Genomic DNA, 21,888 nt, shown 5'->3' with positions numbered 1-21,888 from the left:
TTTCATGCGCAAGGGCTCAAGATCCGAGCAGCTTTTTGATTGCGCTCTTCAGCGGCCGCTCGGAGTCGCAATAATCCTCCCACGCTGAAGATTTCTTCAGAAGCGCTGGCACGCTGCGCAATGTGAAGCGCTTCGGATCGAGCCCCTGCTTGACCTGTCCCCATGTCAGCGGCATCGACACCGTCGCGCCGGGACGCGCACGTGGCGATAGCGGCGCCACCGCCGTCGACATGCGATCGTTCCTGAGGTAATCGAGGAAGATCCGGCCTTTCCTGAGCTTCTTCGTCATTTTGATGAGGTAAGCGTCCGGGCTGTCATTCGCCATTTGCTCGCACAACGCTCCAGCGAACGCTTTGGCATCATCCCATCCGACGCCAGCTGTTCCTCGCGTTTTGAGCGGGGTCACCACGTGCATGCCTTTGCCGCCAGTGGTCTTGCAGAATGAGATGAGGCCGACCTTGTCGAGCCGTTCCCGCAACTCGATGGCGGCGGCAACGACGCGGCCGAATTCGACATCCGGCGCCGGATCGAGATCGAAGACCAGACGACCAGCAACATTGGGATCGAGGGGCGCGCAATTCCACGGATGAAACTCCAGCGACGCGATCTGGCCGAGAGCTACGAGGCCCTCGATGGAGTTGACTTCGATGTAGGGCTCGCGATCGCCCGAAACGCGAACGAGATCGATTTCCTTCGACATGCCGCGCATCGCATGTCGTTGGAAGAACGTCTCGCCGCCGATCCCATCGGGAGCGCGGATCACGGAGCACGGTCGGCCCTTAATGTGCGGCAGCATCCATGTCCCGACCGTTTCGAGATAATGCGCGAGGTCGAGCTTGCTGACAGCGGGCTCATTGTCCACGGCTGGCCAAAGCTCTTTTTCTGGGTGGCTAATCCTAATGCCGAGAACGGTCGAACCATCGGGCGAAGCCGTTTCGCTCGCGCGCCTCGTAGAAGACTTGGCCATTTTGCGCACCGGCATTCGCTTAAGGGGTTTCTTAGCCGCCGCCGGTTCGGCCTTGTCATCAGGGCCCGACGAATTCCAGACAGCATCTGCCCGAGAGCCTCGCCCTTTCTGCAAAATGAAAGGATCAGGGCTGCGGCCTTTGCCTGCAGCGATCTGCTCCATCGTTCGCTTCGAAGCTACCGAGCGATCAAGTGAGAGGATGTGGTCCGCGTCGCCGGCGTGCGCGCCTTCATCCTTGTGCTTGATGAGAAGCCAGTTGTTGCGCTTTCCGCCGAAGCGGCCGTTCTTCATCTTGACGAGCACCCAACTGCCTTCCAGTTTCTCGCCAGCGAGCACGAATTTCAACTCGCCGTCGCGGAGTTGCTGCTCGGGGCTCTTGTCGCCGACAGGCGCCCAGAACCCGCGATCCCAAAGCATCACCGTACCGCCACCGTATTGTCCCTTCGGAATCGTGCCTTCGAAGTCGCCGTAGTCGAGCGGATGGTCCTCCACCTCCACGGCCAGACGCTTATCGTGCGGATCAATCGATGGACCCCGCGTGACCGCCCACGATTTGAACACGCCATCGAGTTCAAGCCGGAAATCGTAGTGCAAGCGTGTTGCCGCATGTTTCTGGATGACGAAGCGCAACTGCTTCGCCGGCCGGACCGCCGCCGCTCCGCTGGGCTCGGCTGTTTTGGTGAAGTCGCGCTTGGCGCGATATTCCGACAATTTCTTCTTGGTCATGCGATGCGGTCCGCACGCTAGAGCGCTCGATCAAATGTAGGCCAAACGCCGCTTGCCGGGTAGAGCTGGGACAAAGCAAAGCCGTTCGGAGCAGTGAAGCTCACGAACGGCCTCGGACACCCTGAAAGGCGCCTGACGTACGCTGGTGCATCCGTCTGATAGGCAAATGATCGAGAGTGGCGGTCGGTTCCTTGCTTCGATTTCCGGCTGTGGGCCCTCTACGAGCGTAGTTCAAAAGTCCCGTGCGAGCCCTGGTACTGGAACTGCGCGTTTTGCCCACCAGTTACCTAAGTTCAAGGATGCCATGAAGGCAGCCGGCTCGGAGAGACCAAGGAGTCATCGATGTACCTGAAAACTGTGGCGGCGCTGGGAACGGCGCTGCTTTTGACGCTCGGCAGCGTATCTGTCGACGCGGCTAACGGCGGTGGCGGAGGAGGCGGCGGCGGCGGAGTAGCTGGAGGTGGTGGCGGTGGAGGTGGCCACGGCGGGGGCGGAGGGAGTGGTTTTGGCGGAGGCGGAGGTGGTCACGGCGGTGGCGGCTTCAGCGGTGGCGGCGGACATGTCGGCGGTGGCCGGATGGGCGGCGGCGGTGGCTTCGGAGCGCACTCCTCACGAGGTGGCTCCAGCTTCAACGGCGCACGCGGATTCCGTGGCGATGGCGGCGGCCGAATAGGACGAGGCGACCGTGGTGGCCAGGCATTCCGCGGTGGTCGGAATCGTGGCGAAGCATTCCGAGGAGGAAGAGATCACGGTCACGGCGGCCGGCATGGCCACCATCGTCGCGGCTATCCCTACTTCTATGGTGGGTATGGCTATTACGATGACGGTTATTACGACGATTATGCCTACGGCGGCGATTGCGGATGGCTCTACCGGAAAGCGGTGCGTACGGGCAGTTCGTACTGGTGGCGCCGATATCGCGATTGCGCGGACTGATGAATACAAAAAAGGCTCCGGGTCAAACCCGGAGCCGATTTACTTTCAGCTATTGAGCGGCGATCAGGGGCTAGACGTGCCCGTACCAGCCGGCGAAGTTGGAGCGCGAGCATTCGGGTTGGAACCTGCAGCCGGATCGGTCGGCGTCGACGTCGACGGGCCCGGCTGGACGTTCTCATTGGTAGTCGGATCGGCCGGAATGCCAGCCGGCGAGTTTGCGCCCGTCGTACCCGAGCTAGCACCATTGTTCGGCATCGGATCGACCGTCGTCGGCCGCGATCCCGGCGTCTGCGGGCTCACGCCCGAGTCGGACGATTGCGCCATAGCGCCAAAAGAACCGGCAACAGCCAGTGCAAGCGCGGCAGCGCCGATTTTCAAGGATTTCATTGCAGTCTCCTCTCTCGTACACGTTTCCATATCGAGAACGAGCCCCGGAACCGTATAGTTCCGCTCGTCCGATGTGCGAAAACGCCGTGAGGTTGCGCAGTTCTAAGCGTTCACTTTCACCAGCCGGGCAACAATCCGCTGTTGCAGGCGGGCTTCGTCGAACGCCTTTTCCGCGAACTGCGCTAACGTACGAGGCAGGAGCTGCGGCTCTGCCAGAACGGCATCAACCCGCCGCGCTACTTTCGGCGCGTGACGCCGGTACGCGTGCGCTCCCCAGGCCGACAACTGACGGCTCGCCAAAACAAAAGCCGACGCAGTCGGATGCTCGCAGTACGCCTCCGAATAGCGGAGTACCGCGACGAAAAACTGCGATTGAAGAGTTATGTAGTCCGCACGTCGGCGCCAAAGAGCGACTGCTCGCTCTTGACACGCCTGCTCGATGAAAGTCATCCCCCGACCTTCTCCCCCTGAGAAGCTGCAGATTCCCCGCTGGCGAAACTAACTCGGCGTTCCCATGTAGGTTTCGATCTGACGAAGACATTTCTCCGCGACTGAGAATATGCCATCATCAATAGGAATCGGTTTACGGGTCGCGCCGTGAAGCCGATAATGAAATGCGAAAGCGGCGATAGTTGGTTTCATACACGCGTCACATCGCGGTCCCGTGGCTCAATGGATAGAGCGTCGGAATTCGACTCCGAAGGTTGCAGGTTCGACCCCTGCCGGGATCGCCAATGTGATCGATCGGGGGCACGCTCATTCAAGATGAATTTGCGGTCGCTCGATCACCAACCCTTAACCAGCAGGCGCATTTTCGAAATTAAGTCTCGCAGGCGGAAGAGGCTGGCATAACCTGCGCTTCATCTGCGATAATCGAGCGTGTTGTGGTGAGTGCGTTTCATGGTCCTCTTCTTCCTCCGTTCAAATCCCCTTCAAGCTTCGATAATCCTGCGTTCGGTAGCAGCTGTAACGGCTCTCACGCTTTCTACCTTGCTCCCGCCCGCCGCGATGGCGGAGGAAGCAGTTTTGACAGCCCCCGCGCCATCGCCCAGTGTTGAAGATGCCCCGACCCCCGCGCCGTTAACCGGTTTACCCGCGGCCATCTGTGCCAAGCTCTCGGATGCCGCTGCGACACCTTTCAAGGATGCCGATCGCGCACAAGTCACAACGTTTTATCAAGCGCGGGAGTGTCGCCCCCTTTGGGTCGATGCTCAGGGCCCGAGCCATTTGGCTGACCTCGTAACGGCCGAGCTGAGCCGTGCCGGCGAATGGGGCCTCGACGCCTCGGATTTCCAGCTCACGGCTGCACGCCAGGCGCTTGCCCCCGGTCAATGGTCGAACGATCAGCTCGTCGCCGCCGAACTTGAGATCACCGGCACGGTGTTGCGCTATGCGCATGAGGCCGAGGGCGGCCGCATTCCTGATCCGGAACGGCAATTGTCGTCATATCTCGACCGAATGCCGACGTTGACCCCGGCCTCGGAAGTTCTTACGCGGATCGCAGATCAGCCGGACCCGGCTCAGGTCCTGCGCACGTTCCAGCCTTCTCAGGAGCAGTTCCTGAAGCTCAAGGCGCTGCTCGCCGACCTGCGTGGCGGACCCGCAGAGAAGGCGGACGCTTTCGTCATTCCTAGACGCGGCAAGATGCTGACGGTCGGGGTTCGCGATGCCGATATCGCGACCCTCAAGCAGCGTTTCGATATCGCGTCGGAGACGGGCTCCGAGCAGCTTTTCGACGACAAGCTCGAAGCCGCCGTCAAGAAATTTCAGGCGTCGAAAGGCTTGAGCGACGACGGCATCGTCGGACCCGCTACGCGCGCGGCGCTCGCCGGCAACAATACTGGATCGAAGGCCGATAACATCAAGGCTGTCATCGCCAACATGGAGGAATGGCGATGGATGCCGCGCTCCCTTGGCGACACCCACATTCTCGTCAATGTTCCTTCCTTCTCGATCACGCTCACGGAGAACGGCAAGACGCTCTTCAACGATCGCGTCGTCGTCGGCACGGCGGACAAGCAGACGCCGATCTTCTCCAAGGACATGACGTCGATCGTTCTGAAGCCACGCTGGAACATCCCCGACTCGATCAAGCTGTCGATGCTTCTCTCGGGCCGTTCGATCGAGCAGCAGGGCTACATCGTGATGCGCAACGGCCGCCGCATCGACAGCACGAAGGTGAACTGGGCGAAAGCAAACTTGAGCGCCTACACGTTCTATCAGCCGGCCGGCGACGACAACGCGCTGGGTCTCGTCAAGCTACTCTTCCCGAATAAGCATTCGGTCTACCTGCACGATACGCCATCGAAGTCGCTCTTTAACGAGTCTGTCCGGCTTTACAGCCATGGCTGCATGCGCGTGCGCAACCCGCAGGACTTCGCCCAGCAGATTTTCAATGTCGATCGGGGCGATGCGGCGCCCGACGTGAAGAGGCTGATCCGCAAAGGACCGATGGATAACGAGTTCAAGCTTGATCGGCCGATTCCGGTACACGTCGGCTACTTCACCGTCTGGGTGGATGAGAGCGGAGACGCCCACTATTACGGCGATTGGTATGGGCATCAGCAGCGCATCGCGCTCGCGCTTGCCGGCAAATGGGACCAGATCGATGTCGGCCGCGATCACTTGGCCGCCGTCGACACTTCAGCCCTGAAGCAAGTGAAATTCACCAAAAGCGAGAGCAGCCTGGATGCGCCGATGGGCCTGACCAACGACGGCAAGTACCGGAAATACGATGGTGGCGTTGGCGACATCATTCGCCAGGTTCTGGGCTTTTGAGGAAGAGCGCTGGTCTTAAGCGCCCTTCATTCGATCGAACCCGGCTGCCAAATCGTCGATGAGATCGTCGACGGCCTCGAGCCCGACGTGGAACCGAAGCGCGGGACCTGGTCCCTGCCACCGCGTCGCGGTCCGGTAGCTCGTCGGGTCGAACGGCACCACGAGGCTTTCATAGCCGCCCCATGAATATCCCATACCGAAGAACTTGAGCCCGTCGAGAAACGCGGCGAGCGCCTTCTCCGACGTCGGCTTCAACACGGCGGTGAAAAGCCCGCTCGCGCCGCTGAAATCGCGCTTCCACAGAGCATGACCGGGATCGCTCGCAAGCGCCGGATGCAGAATGCGATCGACTTCCGGCCGCGCAGCGAGCCACTCAGCGACGGCAAGCCCGGAGCGCTGGTGGCGTTCGAGCCGAACCGCGAGCGTCCGAAGGCCGCGCAGCGCAAGATACGTTTCTTCCGATCCGGGACAGGTCCCGAGCGTCTCCTTGGCATTGTCGAGAAATTTAGCCGCGCGCGCGTTGCCGGTTATTGCGCCAAGCATCGCGTCAGCGTGCCCGACGATGTACTTGGTGGCAGCTTCGATTGACACGTCGGCGCCGAGCGCCAGCGGCTTGCAATAGAGCGGCGTCGCCCACGTGTTGTCGGCGAGCACCCAGATATCTCTCGCGTGAGCGGCCGCGGCGATTGCCGGAATGTCCTGCATTTCGAACGTCTGCGAGCCCGGCGCTTCGACCATGACAAGACGTGTATTGGGCCGGAAGTGTTTGGCGATATCGCCGCCGATGCCAGGATCGTAGTAGCTGGTCTCGATGCCGAGACGCTTCAGCATTTTGTCGGCGAGCACCCGCGCTGGCTGATAAATGCTGTCGCCCATCAGGATATGGTCGCCGCTCTGCGCAAACGCCAGGATCGCGGTTGAGATCGCGGCAAGGCCCGAGGAGGTCAGTACTGTCGCAGTTCCGCCCGCGAGGTGAGTGAGCGCGTCTTCCAGCGCGCGCGTCGTCGGCGTCGCGCGCCGCCCGTATGTATAGGGCTGCGTCCGTGCATGCAGCGCTTCCAGCGTCGGATATAGGACAGTCGATCCCCGATAGACCGGGGTATTGACGAAGCCATGCTGGTCAAATGGCTTACGGCCGAAATGAACGACTTCGGTCTCGGGGCGCTCTCCGCCTCCGTGGCCATCATCTTTTATAGTCATTTTAAACTACTCCGGGCGGGGTTCGGCCGTCGTGACGCAACTTCGATTGCAGGTCAAGGCCTTGACCATTGCGTGCTGACGCGAGATGTCTGGCACCGCTTCGGTCCCGCCAGGGCCGCACCCGAGGTCCGCAGTTATCGTCTGCTTGCTGCCGCGAAAGAAGAGCTTGTTGGGTGATGCATACGTCGGAAGTGCGCAGATGAAGATGGCAATCCGGGTGGCGCTCGCCCCCCTCGCGCTTTTTGTCATCGGCATCGGTCTGGCCCCGCGAGCGTCCAGCGCACCGATCAACATCCTTGACGCGATCCGGACGCGGGGAAAGGTCGTGTGCGGCGTCACCGATCATGCAGCGGGCTTTAGCGAAGTTTCTCCCCGTGGGACGTGGCGAGGCCTGGACGTCGAATTCTGCTCTGCCCTCGCGGCAGCGACGCTGGGCAATCGCGACGCGGTGAAGTTCTTGAGCATCAGCGCCGGCGATCGCTTCAAGTCCTTGCAGGAGGACGAAGTCGACGTCCTCGTCGACTCCACGACTTGGACCCTCACCCGCGATACCGATCTTGGTGCGCGTTTCACCGGCGCTCTCTATTACGACGGCCAGGGTTTCATCATCCCGCGCAATCATTCTATCGCGAGCGTGCTCGAGCTTTCCGGCGCGTCGATCTGCGTCCTCGCCGATTCCAGCGACGAAGCGGCCGTCGCCGACTATTTCGGTACCCGCAAGATGCGTTACCAGCGCGTCCAGTCCGAGCGCTGGGACGATCTCGTCAAAACCTATTCCGCCGGCGGCTGCACGGTTCTGACCGGCGATATGTCGCTCCTGGCCTACGAGAAGAGCAGGCTGTCGAACGGCGCCGATCACATGCTGCTGCCGGAGATGATCAGCAAGGAGCCGTACGGCCCGGCCGTTCGGCTGGGCGACGATGCCTGGTTCGCCATCGTGCGTTGGACCGGGATGGCGCTTATCGCTGCTGAAGAGCTCAACATCACGAGCGACAATATTGATTCCATGAAGTCTTCGCCCTCGCATGAGGTGCGCCGCTTCCTGGGGCTCGACGCCGATTTTGGTGCGCCGCTCGGTCTATCGCGCGACTGGGTCTACCAGGTCATCAAGCAGGTCGGAAATTACGGCGAGATCTTCGAACGGACGCTGGGACAGAGTTCCCCCTTGAAGCTGGACCGCGGCCTCAATGCCTTATGGACCAAAGGCGGCTTGATGTACGCGATGCCGTTCCGCTGATAATCTGAATTGCGGGACGAGGGGCCTCGATTGTGGGGGAGGCTGCGGGATGGGGGCACGGCGACCATGACGACGGCGCTTTTCGACCTGATCGTTCTATTGCCGCCGATTGTTCTGGCTCTGCTGGTCCTGAGGATAGTGTGGGCGAAGCATCGGCGTGCGCGCGGTGCTCTTCCGGGACCGCCGGGTTTAGCGAGCGAGCCTCACCGCATCATCGCGGAAAAAACGGCGGATCTCGCTCCGCGACCAAGCGCCGAGCCGCCAACCCCGATCGAGAGCGTCGAAACGCTGCTGGCCAAGATCGACCAAGCGACGGCGAACGGCGAGAAGACGTCGCTTTCTGGTCTCTACTACAACCTTGCTGCGGCCTACGATCGGGCCGGCAACACCGCCGCGCGGATGTCCGCCTTGAGATCGGCCGCCGGAAACGGAGCGCTGCACGGGCCGCCGTCAGCTCACGCCGCGGCCCGGCTCGCGCTGGGCGAAACGGCCTACGAAGCCGGCGATCTTACGAGCGCGTGCGAGCAATGGCAGATGGCGCGCGCGGCCTATCTCGAAGGCGGCGATCACGTGCAACACGAGCGTGTAGAAAAACGCATGCGGGACAATGGTTGCCCCACCGATTGGGTGCTTACGGACTTCTGAAATCCATCGGTACGCCGCCGGTCGGCGCGATGTTCGTCGCGCCGCTCGAAACTCGGCTGCTCGCGTCTTTGTTCGCAGCCATCAAAACTTCGACGCTGATGTTGTCGCCGTCTTTGATCTCGAAATTGTTCTGGAAGATATGTCCACCTGAAGACGCCGTAACGACGTACTCGCCGGGAGCGAGTATGTGGGTCGGCAGGGCACCGACGCTCTCTTTCACTGTCTCGCCGTCATCGGTTTGGATGGTCCAGCGCGTATCGGGCATCGCTTCTCCGCCCGTCCGCGTGACGAGCTTGAACGTCACCTTGCCGCCGGTGTGAGTGACCGTCGTTTCGGTGAGCTTCCCGGCTTCTACGGTCACGTCGGTCTCAATCTTCGCGTTGGCATCGCCGTAAAGGGAGACCAGTCGGTAGATGCCGGAATTGAGGCGTATGATCAGATTGGGCTTGGCGCCGCTGATGATGGCGGAGGTGCCTTCGGCTTCGTCGCGATCATCCGAATAGATCGAGTAACTGACCGCTCCAGGAGGCGCGACCTTTCCCCCGACCATAGCCGACAATCGAAAGCCGCCTGCGTTCAAAACGAAAGCCTCGAATGGCGGCCCGTCCGCTTTCACCGCGATCTTGCGCGTGAGGTTGGCGCGTCCGAACGAGGCGTTGACCATGTAGTCGCCTGGCGGAAGCTTGACGAAAGGGCTCGCCTCCCGCGATTGCAGCAAAAGCTTCGATTTCCCCGGCTGCCCGTTTGATTGAAAGACGCGCCAGATCACGCCTTGCTCGATCTGCTGGCCATCCCCAGTCAACAATGCGACGAGCTTCACGCCGGAACCTTTCGACTTCGCCCGTTCCACCGTCGTTGTATTTTTTCGCTTGTCACCGACCGGCCCCCATGGACCCGGCGCCGGGCCATCGGGGATCGGCTCCTCGGCCATGGCTGAAGCGGAAGCAACGAAGGAGATCAGCACCGCAGCCAGCACAGGAGCGAGCGCACGCGCGTGGAGCCGCTTTGCCAAATATCCGAGGAATTCACGCAGCACGTGGATCATCCTGGTCCAATCTCGATCTTTTGGCTCTCGCCCGCGCGAACCTCGAAGGCCGCCTTGCCGTGCTTGTCGCGAACGTCAAAACGTACGGTATATTTGCCCGGAGCGAGAACCGCGGTCGCCTCCGAACCCGTCGCGCGCCAGATCGGCATGCCGCTCGTATCGGAAACTTCCCAGTAGACGTCGCCAAAGGCAGGCACGGCGCCCGCAGCCGGAACGAAGTTGACCTGTCCCGATGCGATGTCGATCACGGCTTTCGCGGGCTTCCCATCCTCGACGGCAATCTCTTGCGACGCCGAGAGATGTGAGACCGCAAGCGAAGCCGTAACGCGGTAGCGCCCCGGCGACAGGTCGAGCGAAAGCGCCGGGCCGATGGCGCGGGCAATGCTGACGCGATCGCCATCGATGCGGTCGACGCGATAAAAGATGTTTTGATCGGCTTTCGGCGCCGCGCCGGCGACCAGTGCCGAAATGGTGACCGGCACGAGCTTCACAGCGAGCGTCTCCGAGACGCTCTGGCCCGCGCCGATGCCCACGCGCTTGCTGACGCTGCCGTTCGCCGAATGCGCGCCGATGTAATACGTGCCTTCGGTAAGAGAGAAGGTCGCGTCCGAACTCCGCGACCGCGCAACTTCGCGACGGCCGTTCGGGCTCTCCGGATCGTCCGTTTCGACCGTGAGCAGAACGTCGCTCAGCGGCTTGCCGTCGCCGCCCGTCGCTGAGACTTTGAGCGTGCCGGTGGAGAGCATGATGTCGACGGGCTTGTCGTCTCCAGCTGCGAGGCTCAGCGTCTGCGAGACACGCGCCGTGCCGTCAACGACTATCAAGCTGTAGTTGGCTGGCTTGAGGTAGACGTCGAGCATGCCGCCGCGCTGAATGGATACCGGAGCGTCGGATGATGACAGCGTCAGCACCGCAGTTGTGGCCGGAGTAGCGCCCTTCGCTGCGATCGCGCGCACGGCAAGATGCGCCGCATCGAGCGGCAGAACGATACTTTGCGCTTCTCCGTCCGCGATTTTGATCGGTCGCCGGACTTTGATGCCGCCAAGTTCCGCCTCGATGTCGTACTCGCCTGCAGGCAGCTTTACGGAGATGTCTTTATCGAACCCTTGGCCGAGCACGGTCGTGCCGCCTGTTTTGTAGACGCGCCACGTCAACGGAACCTTGAGCAGCGGACCACCTTCGACGAGCGCGGCCGACGCGCGTAGCGATGCTCCGGCTGGCGGCGGCGGAGGCGTGGTTGGCTCGGTCGCGCCGGCGACTTCTCCTGGCGAGAGAATGGCGAGCTTCGTCGTTTCATCGAGCGCGGCGTTGAGGCCGTTGGAGTCGGTGATGTCGTAGTAGCGGCCGCCCGTGGCTTCCGCCACGCATGCGAGACGCGGGCGCTCGTTCGCGGGAACACCGACCCCGATGACTTGAATGGCGACGCCGGGAGAAGACTTGGCGATGTCACGCGCCGCCGCACACGAATCCTGCCGGCAATTGTCGGCGTTGTCGGCGATGACGATGATCTGCGCCGGACGGGACTGGGCAATTGCGTCAGCCGCCATCTTGATCGCCGCTGTTACCGGCCCCGGCCCTTTGGGGTTGAGCTTCGCGATCGGATCAAGCACGTCCTGCCGGGCAGCGTCAGGAGGAGCGATCAGTTCGACGTCGTTGCAATCGCCGCGGCGACGATGGCCGAAGGCGATCAGGCCCACGCGCGCTTTCGATGGCGCCGACAGAAGTGCGCCGAGCTTCTCGCGGGCAATGTCGATTTTGGCGCGGTTGTCAGGGGCGAGGCGTCCCCACATCGAGCCCGACCCGTCGAGGATTATCATGGTGGTCGGCGCGTCTTCGCTCCGGGCAGCCCCGGTCGCTGCGAGCGCGATTACCGCGAGCGAAGCCGCGGCGAGCCCGGCAATCCTGATAAGTCTCAGAAACCTGAGGCGCATTGATCCCCCACGCCGTCGCCGTCTCGCCCGTTATTCCGACTCTGATGGTAACGGAGCGCTTGTGTCAGCCGGAAGCCTCGTATAGCGAAACGGGCACGCAAAAGCACGGAACGAGGCATGAATACCGCATTTTTTGAATTTCTTGCGGCAAGACGCTCGGTGAAGCCCGATCGGCTCGCCGCACCCGCGCCAACCCCCGAAGAACTCAACAAGATTCTTACCGTTGGAACGCGCGTTCCCGATCATAAGAAGCTCGCGCCGTGGCGCTTCATCGTTTTCGAGGGCGAGGCGCGTGCCGCGGCTGGCGAGATTTTCGCCAAGGCCTGCGAAAAAGAAGAACGCGAGCCCCCCTCGCATGTCCGGCTCGACATGGAGCGCGCCCGCTTCATGCGCTCGCCGATGGTCATTGCTGTCATATCGTCGGCGAAGTCGCGGCCCGGCGCGCCGGAATGGGAGCAGGTGCTCTCTGTCGGTGCGCTCTGCTTCAATCTGTGCCTCGCCGCCAATGCGCTGGGCTTCGGCACATCCTGGCTCAGCGAGTGGATCGCCTACAGCCCCTCCGTCCGGGAAGCCTTCGGCTTGGCCGAGCACGAGAAGGTCGCGGGCTTCATCTATATCGGCACCCCGATGGAGAAGCCCGACGAGCGCGAGCGTCCCAAGCTCGAAGCCCTGGTGAAGCACTGGCCGGGCTAAGCACCGCCGCCCGGTATTAGGACGGCATTAACCATCTGCTGGCAGGCTTTCGGCATGCGTGTTTGCAAACTTGATTCGGGGAGCCGCGGGATCAGCACCGACGGCAGGGAGATCAGGACGCAGCACATGGAACCACATCATGGCCCTCTGCGCCCGCTCTAAGAGCAGCGTCGGGGGGCCAGTCGGTTTTTTGGGGGCTTGTTCCCCGTCTTGCTTCCGCTTCCGAGCAAAGCGTCAAAATCTAAACTGTTCCGCCAGCACGCGCTCTTCCAGGCCGTGCTCGCGATCGAACATCATGAACAGCTCGACGGCACGCGCCTGCTCCACCTCGACCTTGATGACGTTTCGCGTTTCGAAGTGGTCGGCCACCGCACTCACCGGCCGCTTTTCGTGCTCCATCACGGAAATCTTGATGTGCACCTTGTTCGGAACGATCGCCCCGCGCCAGCGTCGGGGCCGGAACGGGCTGATCGGCGTGACCGCCAGCAGCGAGGATTTGATCGGCAGAATCGGCCCGTGCGCCGAAAGATTATAGGCCGTCGATCCCGCAGGCGTTGAAACCAGGATGCCGTCGCAAATCAGCTCTTCCAGCCGAACCTTCTCGTCGATCGCGATCTGCAGCTTCGCCGCCTGATAGCGCTGGCGGAAGAGCGAGATCTCGTTGATGGCGAGGCTCTTGTGCGCCTTGCCGTTGGCGTCGGTCGCGATCATCGCCAGAGGATGGATCCGGCTGGTCTCGGCCGCCGCGAGGCGCTCGAGAAGTTGATCTTCCCTGTAGTCGTTCATCAGGAAGCCGACTGATCCACGGTTCATGCCGTAGATCGGGATCCGGTCGTTGATGAAGCGGTGTAGCGTCTGCAACATGAAGCCGTCGCCGCCGAGCGCCACGATCACGTCCGCCTCAGCAGGCTCCGTCTCCCCATAACGCTTGATCAAGGCTTCTTGGGCTTCGACCGCCTCCGGTACGTCGCTCGCAACGAAGGCGATGCGTTCGAACTTCTGCTTTTCTTTCGCCATCAATGGCCTTCACGTCATGAGAGGTCGCAGCAGGCAAGCCAGGGAAGCTCGCTCAAGTGCCGGTAAACAACAAGCCCCCTATGCGGGATAGCGGAGAGTGCGTCGGTGCGCCAGCCGATGGTGTCGTGATGATTTACGCCACCTATCCCACGCGGGAAGGAGCGCTTGCCGTTGCGCGTGACCTCGTAGAACGCCGGCTCGCGGCCGCGGTCAACCTCGTTCCCTCGGTCACGTCCGTATTCGAGTGGAAGGGGAGGCTCGAAACCGCTGACGAAGTCCTGATGATGGTGAAGCTGCCGGCGGAAGCGGCTTCCTCCGCCGTTGAGTACATCGCCGCGCACCATCCATACGAGGTGCCCGGTATCATCACCCTGCCGGTCTTGGGCGGCAGCGGTGACTATCTCGCGTGGGTTCGGGGCATCAGCAGCGGTCAATAAATGCCGCCGAGCGACTGCATGAGATTGAATCGCGCCGTTCCCGGTCGAGGATCGCCATGGCGCCGCTTGCCCGCCGACGCATAGTATTCACGCCGCGGCCGCGCGTCCCGATCGGAGCGCCGTGCCTTTCTCGGCTTGTGCACTTCCGTAAAACCCTCGACTGCGGGAGCCGCCCCATCGGCGCCTGTAACCGTCGCGCTGTCCGACAGATCATCTGTATCGGCGTCATACCCTTGGAGCGCTGCCACCTTGTTCGAAGCACCCGTATCCGCGCTGCCGCCGGGAGTTGGAACCTCAGCGCCTTCGGAGGTTGAGACAACTCCAAGCGGAACGGCACTCGATAGAGAGGGGCGCGGCGGAGTCACGTCGACTGGACCACCGATCGACATGCGTCCGGGTAACGGCTCAGGCCGGGAAGCCATCGCGACATCATCCGCCTGAGCGACGGCTGGCTCACGCTTCTGCCATGGCAGGACTTCGGGCTCCGAAGTCGCAACGCGCCCGCGATCCTCGGCGAGGCGGTGCTGCGCAACCCGGCGTTCTTCGAGCCGCTTCGATTTCTTGGCTGCCTGCGCGACAACCGCCCGTGGAACACAGCGACCGCCGTCTTCAAGGATCTGCCCCGAAGGGCAATCCATGGCACAGGCGATCTCCCGATGACCTTGGACGAGTGCAAGAAGAACGTAGTCTGGCTGATCGTAGGGAAGCACGGCATTTGCGCGATCCATGAACGCGGCCATCGCGCGGCGTGTGCCTGGGGTCCAGCTACCCGTGATCTCGCCTTGGTAGCAACCGGCGCGTTGAAGTTCCTGCTGCAGGTCGCGGGCGAGCTGTACACGGGTCGCGTCATCGGCAGGACGCGAGGACTTGATCGGCGACACGATCGCCTGCCCAGGGGTGACTACCGTGGTCCACGTGCCGGGCCGAACGAGAGGTGCGGCTTGCGCGGGGCGCTCGGACCGGCTTTCCGACGTCTCGCGATGCGCAGACGGCTTTGCCGGCGCAAAAGAGCGAATGACCTCATCGCTGCGATATGTGCCGTCGGGAGCGACCGAGATCCGTGTGATTTCCGCAAGGCCGCGAGGCGCGTCGGCTGAGGGCGGCAGATGCTCGTACGCCGAAAGCGCGATCCCGGCTGACAGAAGCAGCAATATGCCCGAACGCGGCATGACCCAAACTCCACCAACGTCCCGTTGGCGCTCTCATCACTCATCAAGAGTGGCGGCGAAATAGGCCGGACCAACATGAGAGAGAATGCCCTAAGTCGAGGCTCTTGGTAAATGGCAAATGCATGATGCTCGGCAGAGCGGGGCCGGCAAGGTGTCGTGTCTTTGCAACGCCTAAACTGCAGGCGGAGCACATGATTGCCACAATCAGACCCTTGCGCGAAGCTGGCAGGCTCGGTGCAAAACCTCTTGATAACCGGAAGTTTTCAACCGCCACACCGGTTCTGTGGACACTGTCATATGACGCCCGCGTCACCTTGAGCACGGCTTACTAGAATTCTGATTCCGCTGTCCTTTCGGATTAACATCCCCACACGACTCAGCTACGGCTGGAGGAGAGGGGAGTTTAATTCGAGTCAGTTTTCCACGCGCGCCCCGGCCCTGAAGCAAAGTTTTCCACCCTGATTTCTTGCGGCGAAATCGTGGCGGCAACTTCCGGTCGGAAGCAAGTGTGGCAGCTCTGGTCTGCTTGATTGTGCGGTTTCTGCCTCGTTCGCCTGCCGATGTCATGGGGATGTCATCGGAGCTCACAGCCGATCGATCGCGACACCATTCGCAATCATGCCCGTTTCGCGTTCCGGAGTTTGGCCGGCGGCTCCCTCGGTCGCTAGGGCCACAACGAAATGGCCGGTCTTCGTTTTCGCGTAGCCGATCGGTCCTCACAGGAGAGGGCACACGATGAGACACGTTTTAGGCGTGTTGGGGGTTCTGGCAGCAGGCGTATTACTCGCCGTTTCCGCTGCTATGAACTGGCGTTTTGGCTTCAGTCTCGGACGAACCGAGCTCGACGGCCAAATCTACGGTGCAGCATCCGCTGCCGCCGACTGCATGAAGGCTCTTGTACCGTTTTTCTTTTTCGCCGCAGTTCGAAATCGAATGTGGTCACAAGCGGCGGCATCCGCATTGGTCTGGACGGTCGTTACGGCCTACTCCATGACCTCCGCGCTCGGTCACGCAGCGTTAAATCGCTTCGATACGACCGGGCATCGCGCACAGGAAGCGCAAGCCTATCAGGATCTGAGAGGCGAGCTGAAGCGCGCGGAAGAGCAAGCCGGATGGATCCCTCAGCATCGTCCCTATGAGACGGTGAAGAGCGAGATCGACGGCATGAAGATGCAGAAGGCCTGGCAGTGGTCGAACGGCTGTAAGGAAGTGAGCTCGAAATCCGAGCGTAACTTCTGCCAGCAGTTGACCGCTCTTGACGCCGAGCTCGCATCCGCAAGCTCTGGCAAGGAGGCCGACGCGCGCATCTCCGAGATCAAGTCGAAGATCGATGCGAAAGCAGGTACGCCTGCGATGTCCGAAGCCGACCCGCAAGCGAAGGTTCTGACCGAGCTTGTGAACGCGTTCTTCCCGAACGTGAAGATCGAGAACGTGCAGATGGCGTTGACGTTATTCGTCGCGCTGCTGCTCGAGATCGGGTCTGGATTCGGCATGTACGTCGCATTCAGTCAGTGGCGTCTCTATGATCGCCAACCTGTCCCCGTCTCGCCGAGCAAGGCGCTGACGGAAGTAAGCACCGCTGCGGCAGCGGTGGCGGTACCGGTGCTCACACCGGTCGCCGTTCAGACGAAGAAGCCGCGTTCTGGCGCCAACGACAATCGTTCGCTCGAGATCGCTCTCGAAGCACCCGTTGTCCCGGCGCGGGCGATCGAAGCTCAGCCCGCACAGGAAGTGCATCAGGTTGAGACCAAGGTCGCTGAAAGCAAGGTCGTGGCGCCGGTTGCGCGTCTCGTCCCCGAGAATAACACCGAACGTTTCTACAAGGAGAACATCGAGGTCCGCGACGGATCAAGCGTAACGGCTACTGAACTCTATGAAGACTACTGCTCTTGGTGTGAAGCCAAGAACAAGGAGCCTGCAGCACTTCCGAGCTTTGCACGTGAATTTGCAGAACTTGGTGTGAAGAAGGAGAAGGTCGCCGGCCGAGTCCGGTATATCGGTATCGCACTCAAATCCGACATGGCACTCGAGGAGGCTACGAAATCGCCTACCTTCGGCACGGTCGCAGCCTAGCGCTGCCTCCTAGAAACGAAAGGCCCGCTTCGGCGGGCCTTTTTGTTTTTGGGGGCCATTGATATGCGCAAATCCAGTTATGCACTGTCTGTTTGGCTCAATTCCATATTCCGGGATTGAGCTGCATTGCGTTCAGGCCAAATTGCGATTTGAAAGAACTGGAATAATTGAAATCCTGTGCGGCCCATCGAGACGCAGTGTCGGGCCGATGCTGTCGAGATTGCGCATATGCGAATTCACTCCCCGGAGCTGGCAACCGAGCGCGGCTTCATTACGCTCCGGGCGAAGGTGAGTATCGACCGATCAGCAGGAAGTTTCCCCGATGAACTTTGGTTCACTTTCCCGCAGCGGTACGAGCATTTGTGTTCGCGCGCGATTGAGCCATTTGCGGTTGCGCTGAGCTTGCTTGCTTCAACCCTCGACGAGGAAATTTGCGTTGATGAGCCATTCTCCGAGCGCCTGAGTGTCGGCCTGCAGGAGTATTGGAAAATATTCACCACGTGGGCTCCGCAGAAATTCAAGCCTATCCGGCTTGTTTCTAAAGGGCTCGTAGCTAAAGCGGCGACGCCGGCGCACGTTGCCGCGGCATTCTCCGGAGGCGTGGACTCCTTCTTCAGCCAATTTCCCGATCGCGATCTTCCGCCCGGATTTCAAACCAAGTATGCCGTCTTCGTTCACGGACTCGATATCCCGCTCAAGGACGAAGACATCTTCGAGTGCGCCGCGGCGAACTACGAGGCGATGTTCCGTGATCGCGGCATCGAACTCGTCAGGGTGAAAAGCAACGTTCGCGCCTTCGTGCCGGACTGGGATCTAGGTCACGGCATTGCACTGTGCGCCGTCGGCCTTGCCTTGGGTGCCGGGGTCAGCCGGTTCATCGTCCCGTCGTCGATGACGTACACGACCCTCAAGCCCTGGGGCTCCAACCCTATGATCGACGCGCTCCTGTCGACGGAGCAGACGCAAATAATCCACGACGGAGCGTTTTATTCGCGGGTCGACAAGCTAAGCCTCCTTAAGGACTGGGAACCGCTTCGGGCCATGATGCGCATCTGCTACGCCAAGCCCGACGCGCTTCACAATTGCGGTCAGTGCCCGAAGTGTCGCCGCACGATGATGATGCTGGACGCACTCGGCGCGTTGTCCAAATTCAAGACGTTTCCGCCAGTGCGCTCGTCCTATCACTTTTTGACGTGCCGTTGGCTGACGCCACACGAGCGGCTATGCGGGCGTCAGACGATAGCGATTGCGGCAAAGAACGGACGGCTGGATCTGGTATGGGCCGGGCGCGCAGCGATGCTGATGAGCCGGCTCCGCCTTGCCGTGAAAAGCTTGCGTACGCGCACACGGTCCTTGCGACGCAAGCCTGCCCAAGTCCCCCGAACGAATGCCTTGAGCCCCATCACGCCCGTCACCTCCGGGGATACGCGGTGAAGATATAATCCTTCGCCTGCACGATCGTGTGGCAGGCGAACCCGCACTTGGCGTCGTTCTCTTGCGGTGGTGAATCCGACGTCGTCGCCGGTGTGAATGAATCTGTCGCCTGATCGTAGATGAATGCGGCATAGCCCCAGCCGCCGCTGTCGGCGAAGCGCTTGCTGTCCTTCTCGATGAAATCGACGTTGAGAAGCTCGCCCGGCACGGTCGCAGGCGAGGGCGACTCCTTGCTCAGCGTCGGCTTCCAATGGATCTTCGCGATCTTTGATCCGTCCGGGAAATGTTTGCCATTTTCCGGAACGCCGGAGCGATAGGCTTCGATCATCACCGGATTGGCGAGGATGACCGCCATCGCGCTTTCGGTCTGGCTGACCGCGACGCTCTGCCAATCCTCGTATCCTTTGAACTCTGAGAACGCGAGACCGCCCGGAACCTTGACGCTGTACTTGTCAGATGCAGCCAGTGCGATACCCCCCGCGACCGAAACCGCGATCGCAGCAATCATTAAGATCGGCTTCTGATTGACAAAGGAAAAGGTCGAAAGACGCGACATGCCAAATCTCCTGTTCTGCCGCCGGAGGCCCCGGCGAGGAGGTGGAATAAATGTCAACTTCGACGTCGCAGGAAAACATCAGCGCGCGGAGAATACGCTCATCCGAAATTTTGTCGAGCATCAGAAAATGAAAAATTCTCTTTAAAATTCAGATGGAGCGGAGAGCGCTCGCGCGCCCTCTAGCCTCCTAACCCAGCAATCTTCAAAGCGAAGGCGAAGTTGAAAGCGGTGTCCTTCAAGCCGTCGAAGCGGCCCGATGCGCCACCGTGCCCTGCGCCCATGTTGGTCTTGAGCAGCACCAGATTACGGCTCGTGTTGAGCGCGCGCATTTTCGCGATCCACTTTGCCGGCTCCCAATAGGTCACGCGCGGATCGGTTAGGCCGGCAAGCGCGAGGATATGCGGATAATCCTTCGCTTCGACATTGTCGTAGGGCGAGTAACTGCGGATGTAGTCGAAGTCACCCTTGCTGGTCAGCGGATTTCCCCATTCCGGCCACTCCGGCGGGGTCAGCGGCAGATCCTTGTCGAGCATTGTGTTCAAGACGTCGACGAACGGCACATCGGCGATGATGCCGAGAAACAGATCTGGCGCCATGTTGGCGATCGCGCCCATCAGCATGCCGCCCGCCGAGCCGCCGTTCGCAACGACACGCCCGCGCGTCGTGAAGCCTTGCGCGATCAGATGCTCGCCGGCCGCGATGAAGTCAGTGAAGGTGTTTTTCTTGTTCTTCATCTTGCCGTCGGTGTACCAGCGATAGCCCTTGTCCTTGCCGCCGCGAATATGCGCGATGGCAAAGATGAAACCGCGATCGACGAGCGACAGCCGCGCCGTCGAGAACGAAGCCGGCATCGCGATGCCGTAGGCGCCGTATCCGTAGAGAAACAGCGGCGCCGAGCCATCGAGTGGCGTGGTCTTCTTGTAGAGCAGCGTAACGGGGACGAGCGCGCCGTCCTTGGCTGGCGCGAGAAGGCGGCGAGTCACATAGTCCGCCGGATTGTGCCCGCTCGGAATCTCTTGCCGCTTCCGGAGGGTCCGCTCGCGCGTGGCCATGTCGTAGTCGTAGGTTTCGGCGGGCGTCGTGAGCGATGAGTACGTGAAGCGGATGCGCGTCGTATCGAACTCGTAGCCTGAACTCATGCCAAGCGCGTACGCTTCTTCCTCGAAGGCAATGCTGTGCTCGCCTCCAAGATCGAAGAAATCCTCCGCGCTTGCGCCGGGCTTGATCGGCGTGATCACGATGCGCGGCAAGCTCTCCTCGCGCTCGAGCCGCGTCACGAAGTTCTCGAACACGCTGACATCGACAATAAGCCGCCCTGGCTTGTGGGCGACGATCTCACGCCAGTTCTCCTCTCCCGGAGAGGCGACCGGCGCGATCACCACGCGAAAGTCCTCCGCGCCGTTGGAGTTGGTGGCGATGATCAGATGCTGGCCATGATGCTCGACGCTGTACTGATGCTGCACACGGCGCGGCGCGACAAGCCTCGGCTCCGCATCTGGAGCATCCGCATCGATCAAGCGAACTTCGCTCGTATCGTGATCGTGGATGTCGATGAGAATGAACTTCTGCGACTGCGTCGCCGAAAGTCCGACGAAGAAACCTGAATCCTTCTCCTCATAGACCAGCTTGTCTTCCGACACGGGCGTGCCGAGCACGTGGCTATAGACGAACAGCGGACGCTGGTGCTCGTCGACCTTGATGTAGAAAAGCGTGCGGCCGTCGCTCGACCATTCGAGGCTGCCATGCGTATCGGGAATCTCATCCGCGAGATTTTGCCCGCTCGCGAGGTCGCGGATGCGAACCGTGTAAAGCTCCGACCCTTTGTCGTCGGTCGCGTAGGCCAGCAGCTTGTGATCGTTGGTGTGCGAAGTCGCGCCGAGATCCCAATAGCTCTTGCCTTCCGCTTCCTTGTTGCCGTCCAGCAGCACTTCCGCGGCGCTGACAGAGCCGCCGCGAGGGATCCGGCAAAGTTGCGCGTACTGCCCACCTTTGACGAACCGGGGGAAATACTCGAACGGTCCATCCGGCTGCGGCACCTGTTGATCGTCTTCCTTGAGACGCGCCTTCATCTCCTTGAAAAGTGTCTCGCGCAGCGGCTCCGTGTCCGCGAGCGTTGCGTTCGTATAGGCATTCTCCGCTTCGAGATGGCTGCGGATCTCCTCGGCGAGCACCTGAGGGTTCCGCATCACCTCCTGCCAGTTGTCCGCCCGGATCCAGGCATAGTCGTCGCTGAGCGTTACCCCATGATGCGTGGACACCGCGGGCACGCGTCGGGCGACCGGCGGCGAAGGAGATGCGCTCTCCTCAGCGGCCTGCGCGGCGTTCGTCGTGGCTGAGATGGAGCCGGTCATCGGGCTGATTACCTTCAAGCTTGGTTACGGGGCGAGACGGTTCTCGGCCGCCGAAGCAAATGCGTCAACACGCCGGGAGTGTCGCAGTAATGATCAAATGAAGTGGGGCTATCCTCAAGAATTAGCAATGTCGTAATCTACTTTTGAGGTCCGATTGACAATGCTGGCGTCCTGTAGTCAAAGCTTTCGCAAGTGGAGCGGAGTTGAACGCTCGAATTGCGCTCGTAACGTAAAGATCACTATCGGCCATTCTCGGAAGAGACGCAGCGGCGGAATGTCGATATGGACGGACGGTCGGGGGCCGGT

Annotated in this window: 18 protein-coding genes and 1 tRNA gene; 9 read left to right on the top strand and 10 right to left on the bottom strand. The window is 61.2% G+C overall.

Features of this window, described 5'->3' with window-relative positions; genetic code table 11:
* Nucleotides 1-16: 16 nt before the first annotated feature.
* Nucleotides 17-1,693: a non-homologous end-joining DNA ligase gene (gene ligD, locus EKK30_RS08315; RefSeq protein WP_290983089.1), complete on the bottom strand. Its 1,677-nt coding sequence runs from the start codon at nt 1,691-1,693 to the stop codon at nt 17-19.
* A gap of 342 nt (nt 1,694-2,035) precedes the next feature.
* On the opposite strand from ligD, the gene EKK30_RS08310 reads away from it, so the two are divergent.
* Nucleotides 2,036-2,629, top strand: coding sequence for a hypothetical protein (locus EKK30_RS08310; protein WP_290983087.1), 594 nt, complete (start codon nt 2,036-2,038; stop codon nt 2,627-2,629).
* Nucleotides 2,630-2,692: 63 nt separating this feature from the next.
* Here EKK30_RS08310 and EKK30_RS08305 read toward each other — a convergent pair whose 3' ends face one another.
* Both EKK30_RS08305 and EKK30_RS08300 read right to left on the bottom strand, forming a co-directional pair.
* Nucleotides 2,693-3,016 (bottom strand): hypothetical protein, encoded by a 324-nt coding sequence (locus EKK30_RS08305; protein WP_290983084.1) that lies wholly within the window; start codon nt 3,014-3,016, stop codon nt 2,693-2,695.
* A 102-nt stretch (nt 3,017-3,118) separates the two neighbouring features.
* Complete coding sequence (locus EKK30_RS08300; RefSeq protein WP_290983080.1) at nt 3,119-3,466, bottom strand: hypothetical protein; 348 nt, start codon at nt 3,464-3,466, stop codon at nt 3,119-3,121.
* Nucleotides 3,467-3,674: 208 nt separating this feature from the next.
* Here EKK30_RS08300 and EKK30_RS08295 point away from each other — a divergent pair.
* Nucleotides 3,675-3,750, top strand: a tRNA-Arg gene (locus tag EKK30_RS08295).
* Between the two features lie 292 nt (nt 3,751-4,042).
* Entirely contained in the window at nt 4,043-5,794 is a 1,752-nt protein-coding gene (locus EKK30_RS08290) for a L,D-transpeptidase family protein (RefSeq protein WP_290983077.1), read from the top strand.
* Nucleotides 5,795-5,809: 15 nt separating this feature from the next.
* Here EKK30_RS08290 and metC read toward each other — a convergent pair whose 3' ends face one another.
* The gene (gene metC, locus EKK30_RS08285) at nt 5,810-6,994 is read right to left on the bottom strand and encodes a cystathionine beta-lyase (protein WP_290983074.1); all 1,185 of its coding nucleotides are present in this window, start codon (nt 6,992-6,994) and stop codon (nt 5,810-5,812) included.
* A gap of 199 nt (nt 6,995-7,193) precedes the next feature.
* On the opposite strand from metC, the gene EKK30_RS08280 reads away from it, so the two are divergent.
* Both EKK30_RS08280 and EKK30_RS08275 read left to right on the top strand, forming a co-directional pair.
* Entirely contained in the window at nt 7,194-8,231 is a 1,038-nt protein-coding gene (locus EKK30_RS08280; protein ID WP_290983071.1) for an amino acid ABC transporter substrate-binding protein, read from the top strand.
* Nucleotides 8,232-8,297: 66 nt separating this feature from the next.
* A complete protein-coding gene (locus EKK30_RS08275; protein ID WP_290983068.1) occupies nt 8,298-8,876 on the top strand; it encodes a hypothetical protein in 579 nt (192 codons plus the stop codon).
* On the opposite strand, the gene EKK30_RS08270 is transcribed toward EKK30_RS08275, so the two are convergent.
* Complete coding sequence (locus EKK30_RS08270) at nt 8,863-9,912, bottom strand: hypothetical protein (RefSeq protein WP_290983065.1); 1,050 nt, start codon at nt 9,910-9,912, stop codon at nt 8,863-8,865. The genes EKK30_RS08275 and EKK30_RS08270 overlap by 14 nt on opposite strands.
* Before the next feature lie 5 nt (nt 9,913-9,917).
* Nucleotides 9,918-11,852 carry a VWA domain-containing protein gene (locus EKK30_RS08265; protein ID WP_290983062.1) on the bottom strand — a complete coding sequence of 645 codons (1,935 nt, stop codon included), beginning with the start codon at nt 11,850-11,852 and terminating at the stop codon, nt 9,918-9,920.
* A gap of 117 nt (nt 11,853-11,969) precedes the next feature.
* On the opposite strand from EKK30_RS08265, the gene EKK30_RS08260 reads away from it, so the two are divergent.
* Nucleotides 11,970-12,545, top strand: a complete 576-nt coding sequence (locus EKK30_RS08260; RefSeq protein WP_290983059.1) for a nitroreductase — start codon at nt 11,970-11,972, stop codon at nt 12,543-12,545.
* A 234-nt stretch (nt 12,546-12,779) separates the two neighbouring features.
* Here the strand turns inward: EKK30_RS08260 and EKK30_RS08255 are convergent, their stop codons facing one another.
* Nucleotides 12,780-13,562, bottom strand: a complete 783-nt coding sequence (locus EKK30_RS08255) for an NAD kinase (RefSeq protein WP_290983056.1) — start codon at nt 13,560-13,562, stop codon at nt 12,780-12,782.
* A gap of 56 nt (nt 13,563-13,618) precedes the next feature.
* Here EKK30_RS08255 and cutA point away from each other — a divergent pair, with 56 nt between their 5' ends.
* Entirely contained in the window at nt 13,619-13,999 is a 381-nt protein-coding gene (cutA, locus tag EKK30_RS08250) for a divalent-cation tolerance protein CutA (RefSeq protein ID WP_290983053.1), read from the top strand.
* Here the strand turns inward: cutA and EKK30_RS08245 are convergent.
* Nucleotides 13,993-15,168: a peptidoglycan-binding domain-containing protein gene (locus EKK30_RS08245; protein ID WP_290983051.1), complete on the bottom strand. Its 1,176-nt coding sequence runs from the start codon at nt 15,166-15,168 to the stop codon at nt 13,993-13,995. The two genes, cutA and EKK30_RS08245, sit on opposite strands and share 7 nt — an antisense overlap.
* Before the next feature lie 735 nt (nt 15,169-15,903).
* On the opposite strand from EKK30_RS08245, the gene EKK30_RS08240 reads away from it, so the two are divergent.
* Together EKK30_RS08240 and EKK30_RS08235 are read left to right on the top strand one after the other, a co-directional pair.
* Nucleotides 15,904-17,241: a hypothetical protein gene (locus EKK30_RS08240; RefSeq protein WP_290983048.1), complete on the top strand. Its 1,338-nt coding sequence runs from the start codon at nt 15,904-15,906 to the stop codon at nt 17,239-17,241.
* A 228-nt stretch (nt 17,242-17,469) separates the two neighbouring features.
* A complete protein-coding gene (locus tag EKK30_RS08235; RefSeq protein WP_290983045.1) occupies nt 17,470-18,675 on the top strand; it encodes a hypothetical protein in 1,206 nt (401 codons plus the stop codon).
* Here the strand turns inward: EKK30_RS08235 and EKK30_RS08230 are convergent.
* Both EKK30_RS08230 and EKK30_RS08225 read right to left on the bottom strand, forming a co-directional pair.
* Nucleotides 18,653-19,231 (bottom strand): cytochrome P460 family protein, encoded by a 579-nt coding sequence (locus EKK30_RS08230; RefSeq protein ID WP_290983042.1) that lies wholly within the window; start codon nt 19,229-19,231, stop codon nt 18,653-18,655. The genes EKK30_RS08235 and EKK30_RS08230 overlap by 23 nt on opposite strands.
* A 179-nt stretch (nt 19,232-19,410) precedes the next feature.
* Entirely contained in the window at nt 19,411-21,582 is a 2,172-nt protein-coding gene (locus tag EKK30_RS08225) for a S9 family peptidase (protein WP_290983039.1), read from the bottom strand.
* Nucleotides 21,583-21,888 lie beyond the last annotated feature (306 nt).

The sequence above is a fragment of the Hyphomicrobium sp. genome (assembly GCF_003987855.1).
GTDB lineage: Bacteria > Pseudomonadota > Alphaproteobacteria > Rhizobiales > Hyphomicrobiaceae > Hyphomicrobium_B.
Note: the sequence above shows the minus strand (reverse complement) of the source record. Positions and strands in the feature narration are given on the sequence as shown.

Coding starts and splice junctions, on each gene's coding strand:
- ligD (WP_290983089.1), bottom strand. CDS start 1,693: ATGACCAAGAAGAAATTGTCGGAATATCGCGCCAAGCGCGACTTCACC.
- EKK30_RS08310 (WP_290983087.1), top strand. CDS start 2,036: ATGTACCTGAAAACTGTGGCGGCGCTGGGAACGGCGCTGCTTTTGACG.
- EKK30_RS08305 (WP_290983084.1), bottom strand. CDS start 3,016: ATGAAATCCTTGAAAATCGGCGCTGCCGCGCTTGCACTGGCTGTTGCC.
- EKK30_RS08300 (WP_290983080.1), bottom strand. CDS start 3,466: ATGACTTTCATCGAGCAGGCGTGTCAAGAGCGAGCAGTCGCTCTTTGG.
- metC (WP_290983074.1), bottom strand. CDS start 6,994: ATGACTATAAAAGATGATGGCCACGGAGGCGGAGAGCGCCCCGAGACC.
- EKK30_RS08280 (WP_290983071.1), top strand. CDS start 7,194: ATGAAGATGGCAATCCGGGTGGCGCTCGCCCCCCTCGCGCTTTTTGTC.
- EKK30_RS08275 (WP_290983068.1), top strand. CDS start 8,298: ATGACGACGGCGCTTTTCGACCTGATCGTTCTATTGCCGCCGATTGTT.
- EKK30_RS08265 (WP_290983062.1), bottom strand. CDS start 11,852: ATGCGCCTCAGGTTTCTGAGACTTATCAGGATTGCCGGGCTCGCCGCG.
- EKK30_RS08260 (WP_290983059.1), top strand. CDS start 11,970: ATGAATACCGCATTTTTTGAATTTCTTGCGGCAAGACGCTCGGTGAAG.
- EKK30_RS08255 (WP_290983056.1), bottom strand. CDS start 13,562: ATGGCGAAAGAAAAGCAGAAGTTCGAACGCATCGCCTTCGTTGCGAGC.
- EKK30_RS08245 (WP_290983051.1), bottom strand. CDS start 15,168: ATGCCGCGTTCGGGCATATTGCTGCTTCTGTCAGCCGGGATCGCGCTT.
- EKK30_RS08240 (WP_290983048.1), top strand. CDS start 15,904: ATGAGACACGTTTTAGGCGTGTTGGGGGTTCTGGCAGCAGGCGTATTA.
- EKK30_RS08235 (WP_290983045.1), top strand. CDS start 17,470: ATGCGAATTCACTCCCCGGAGCTGGCAACCGAGCGCGGCTTCATTACG.
- EKK30_RS08230 (WP_290983042.1), bottom strand. CDS start 19,231: ATGTCGCGTCTTTCGACCTTTTCCTTTGTCAATCAGAAGCCGATCTTA.
- EKK30_RS08225 (WP_290983039.1), bottom strand. CDS start 21,582: ATGACCGGCTCCATCTCAGCCACGACGAACGCCGCGCAGGCCGCTGAG.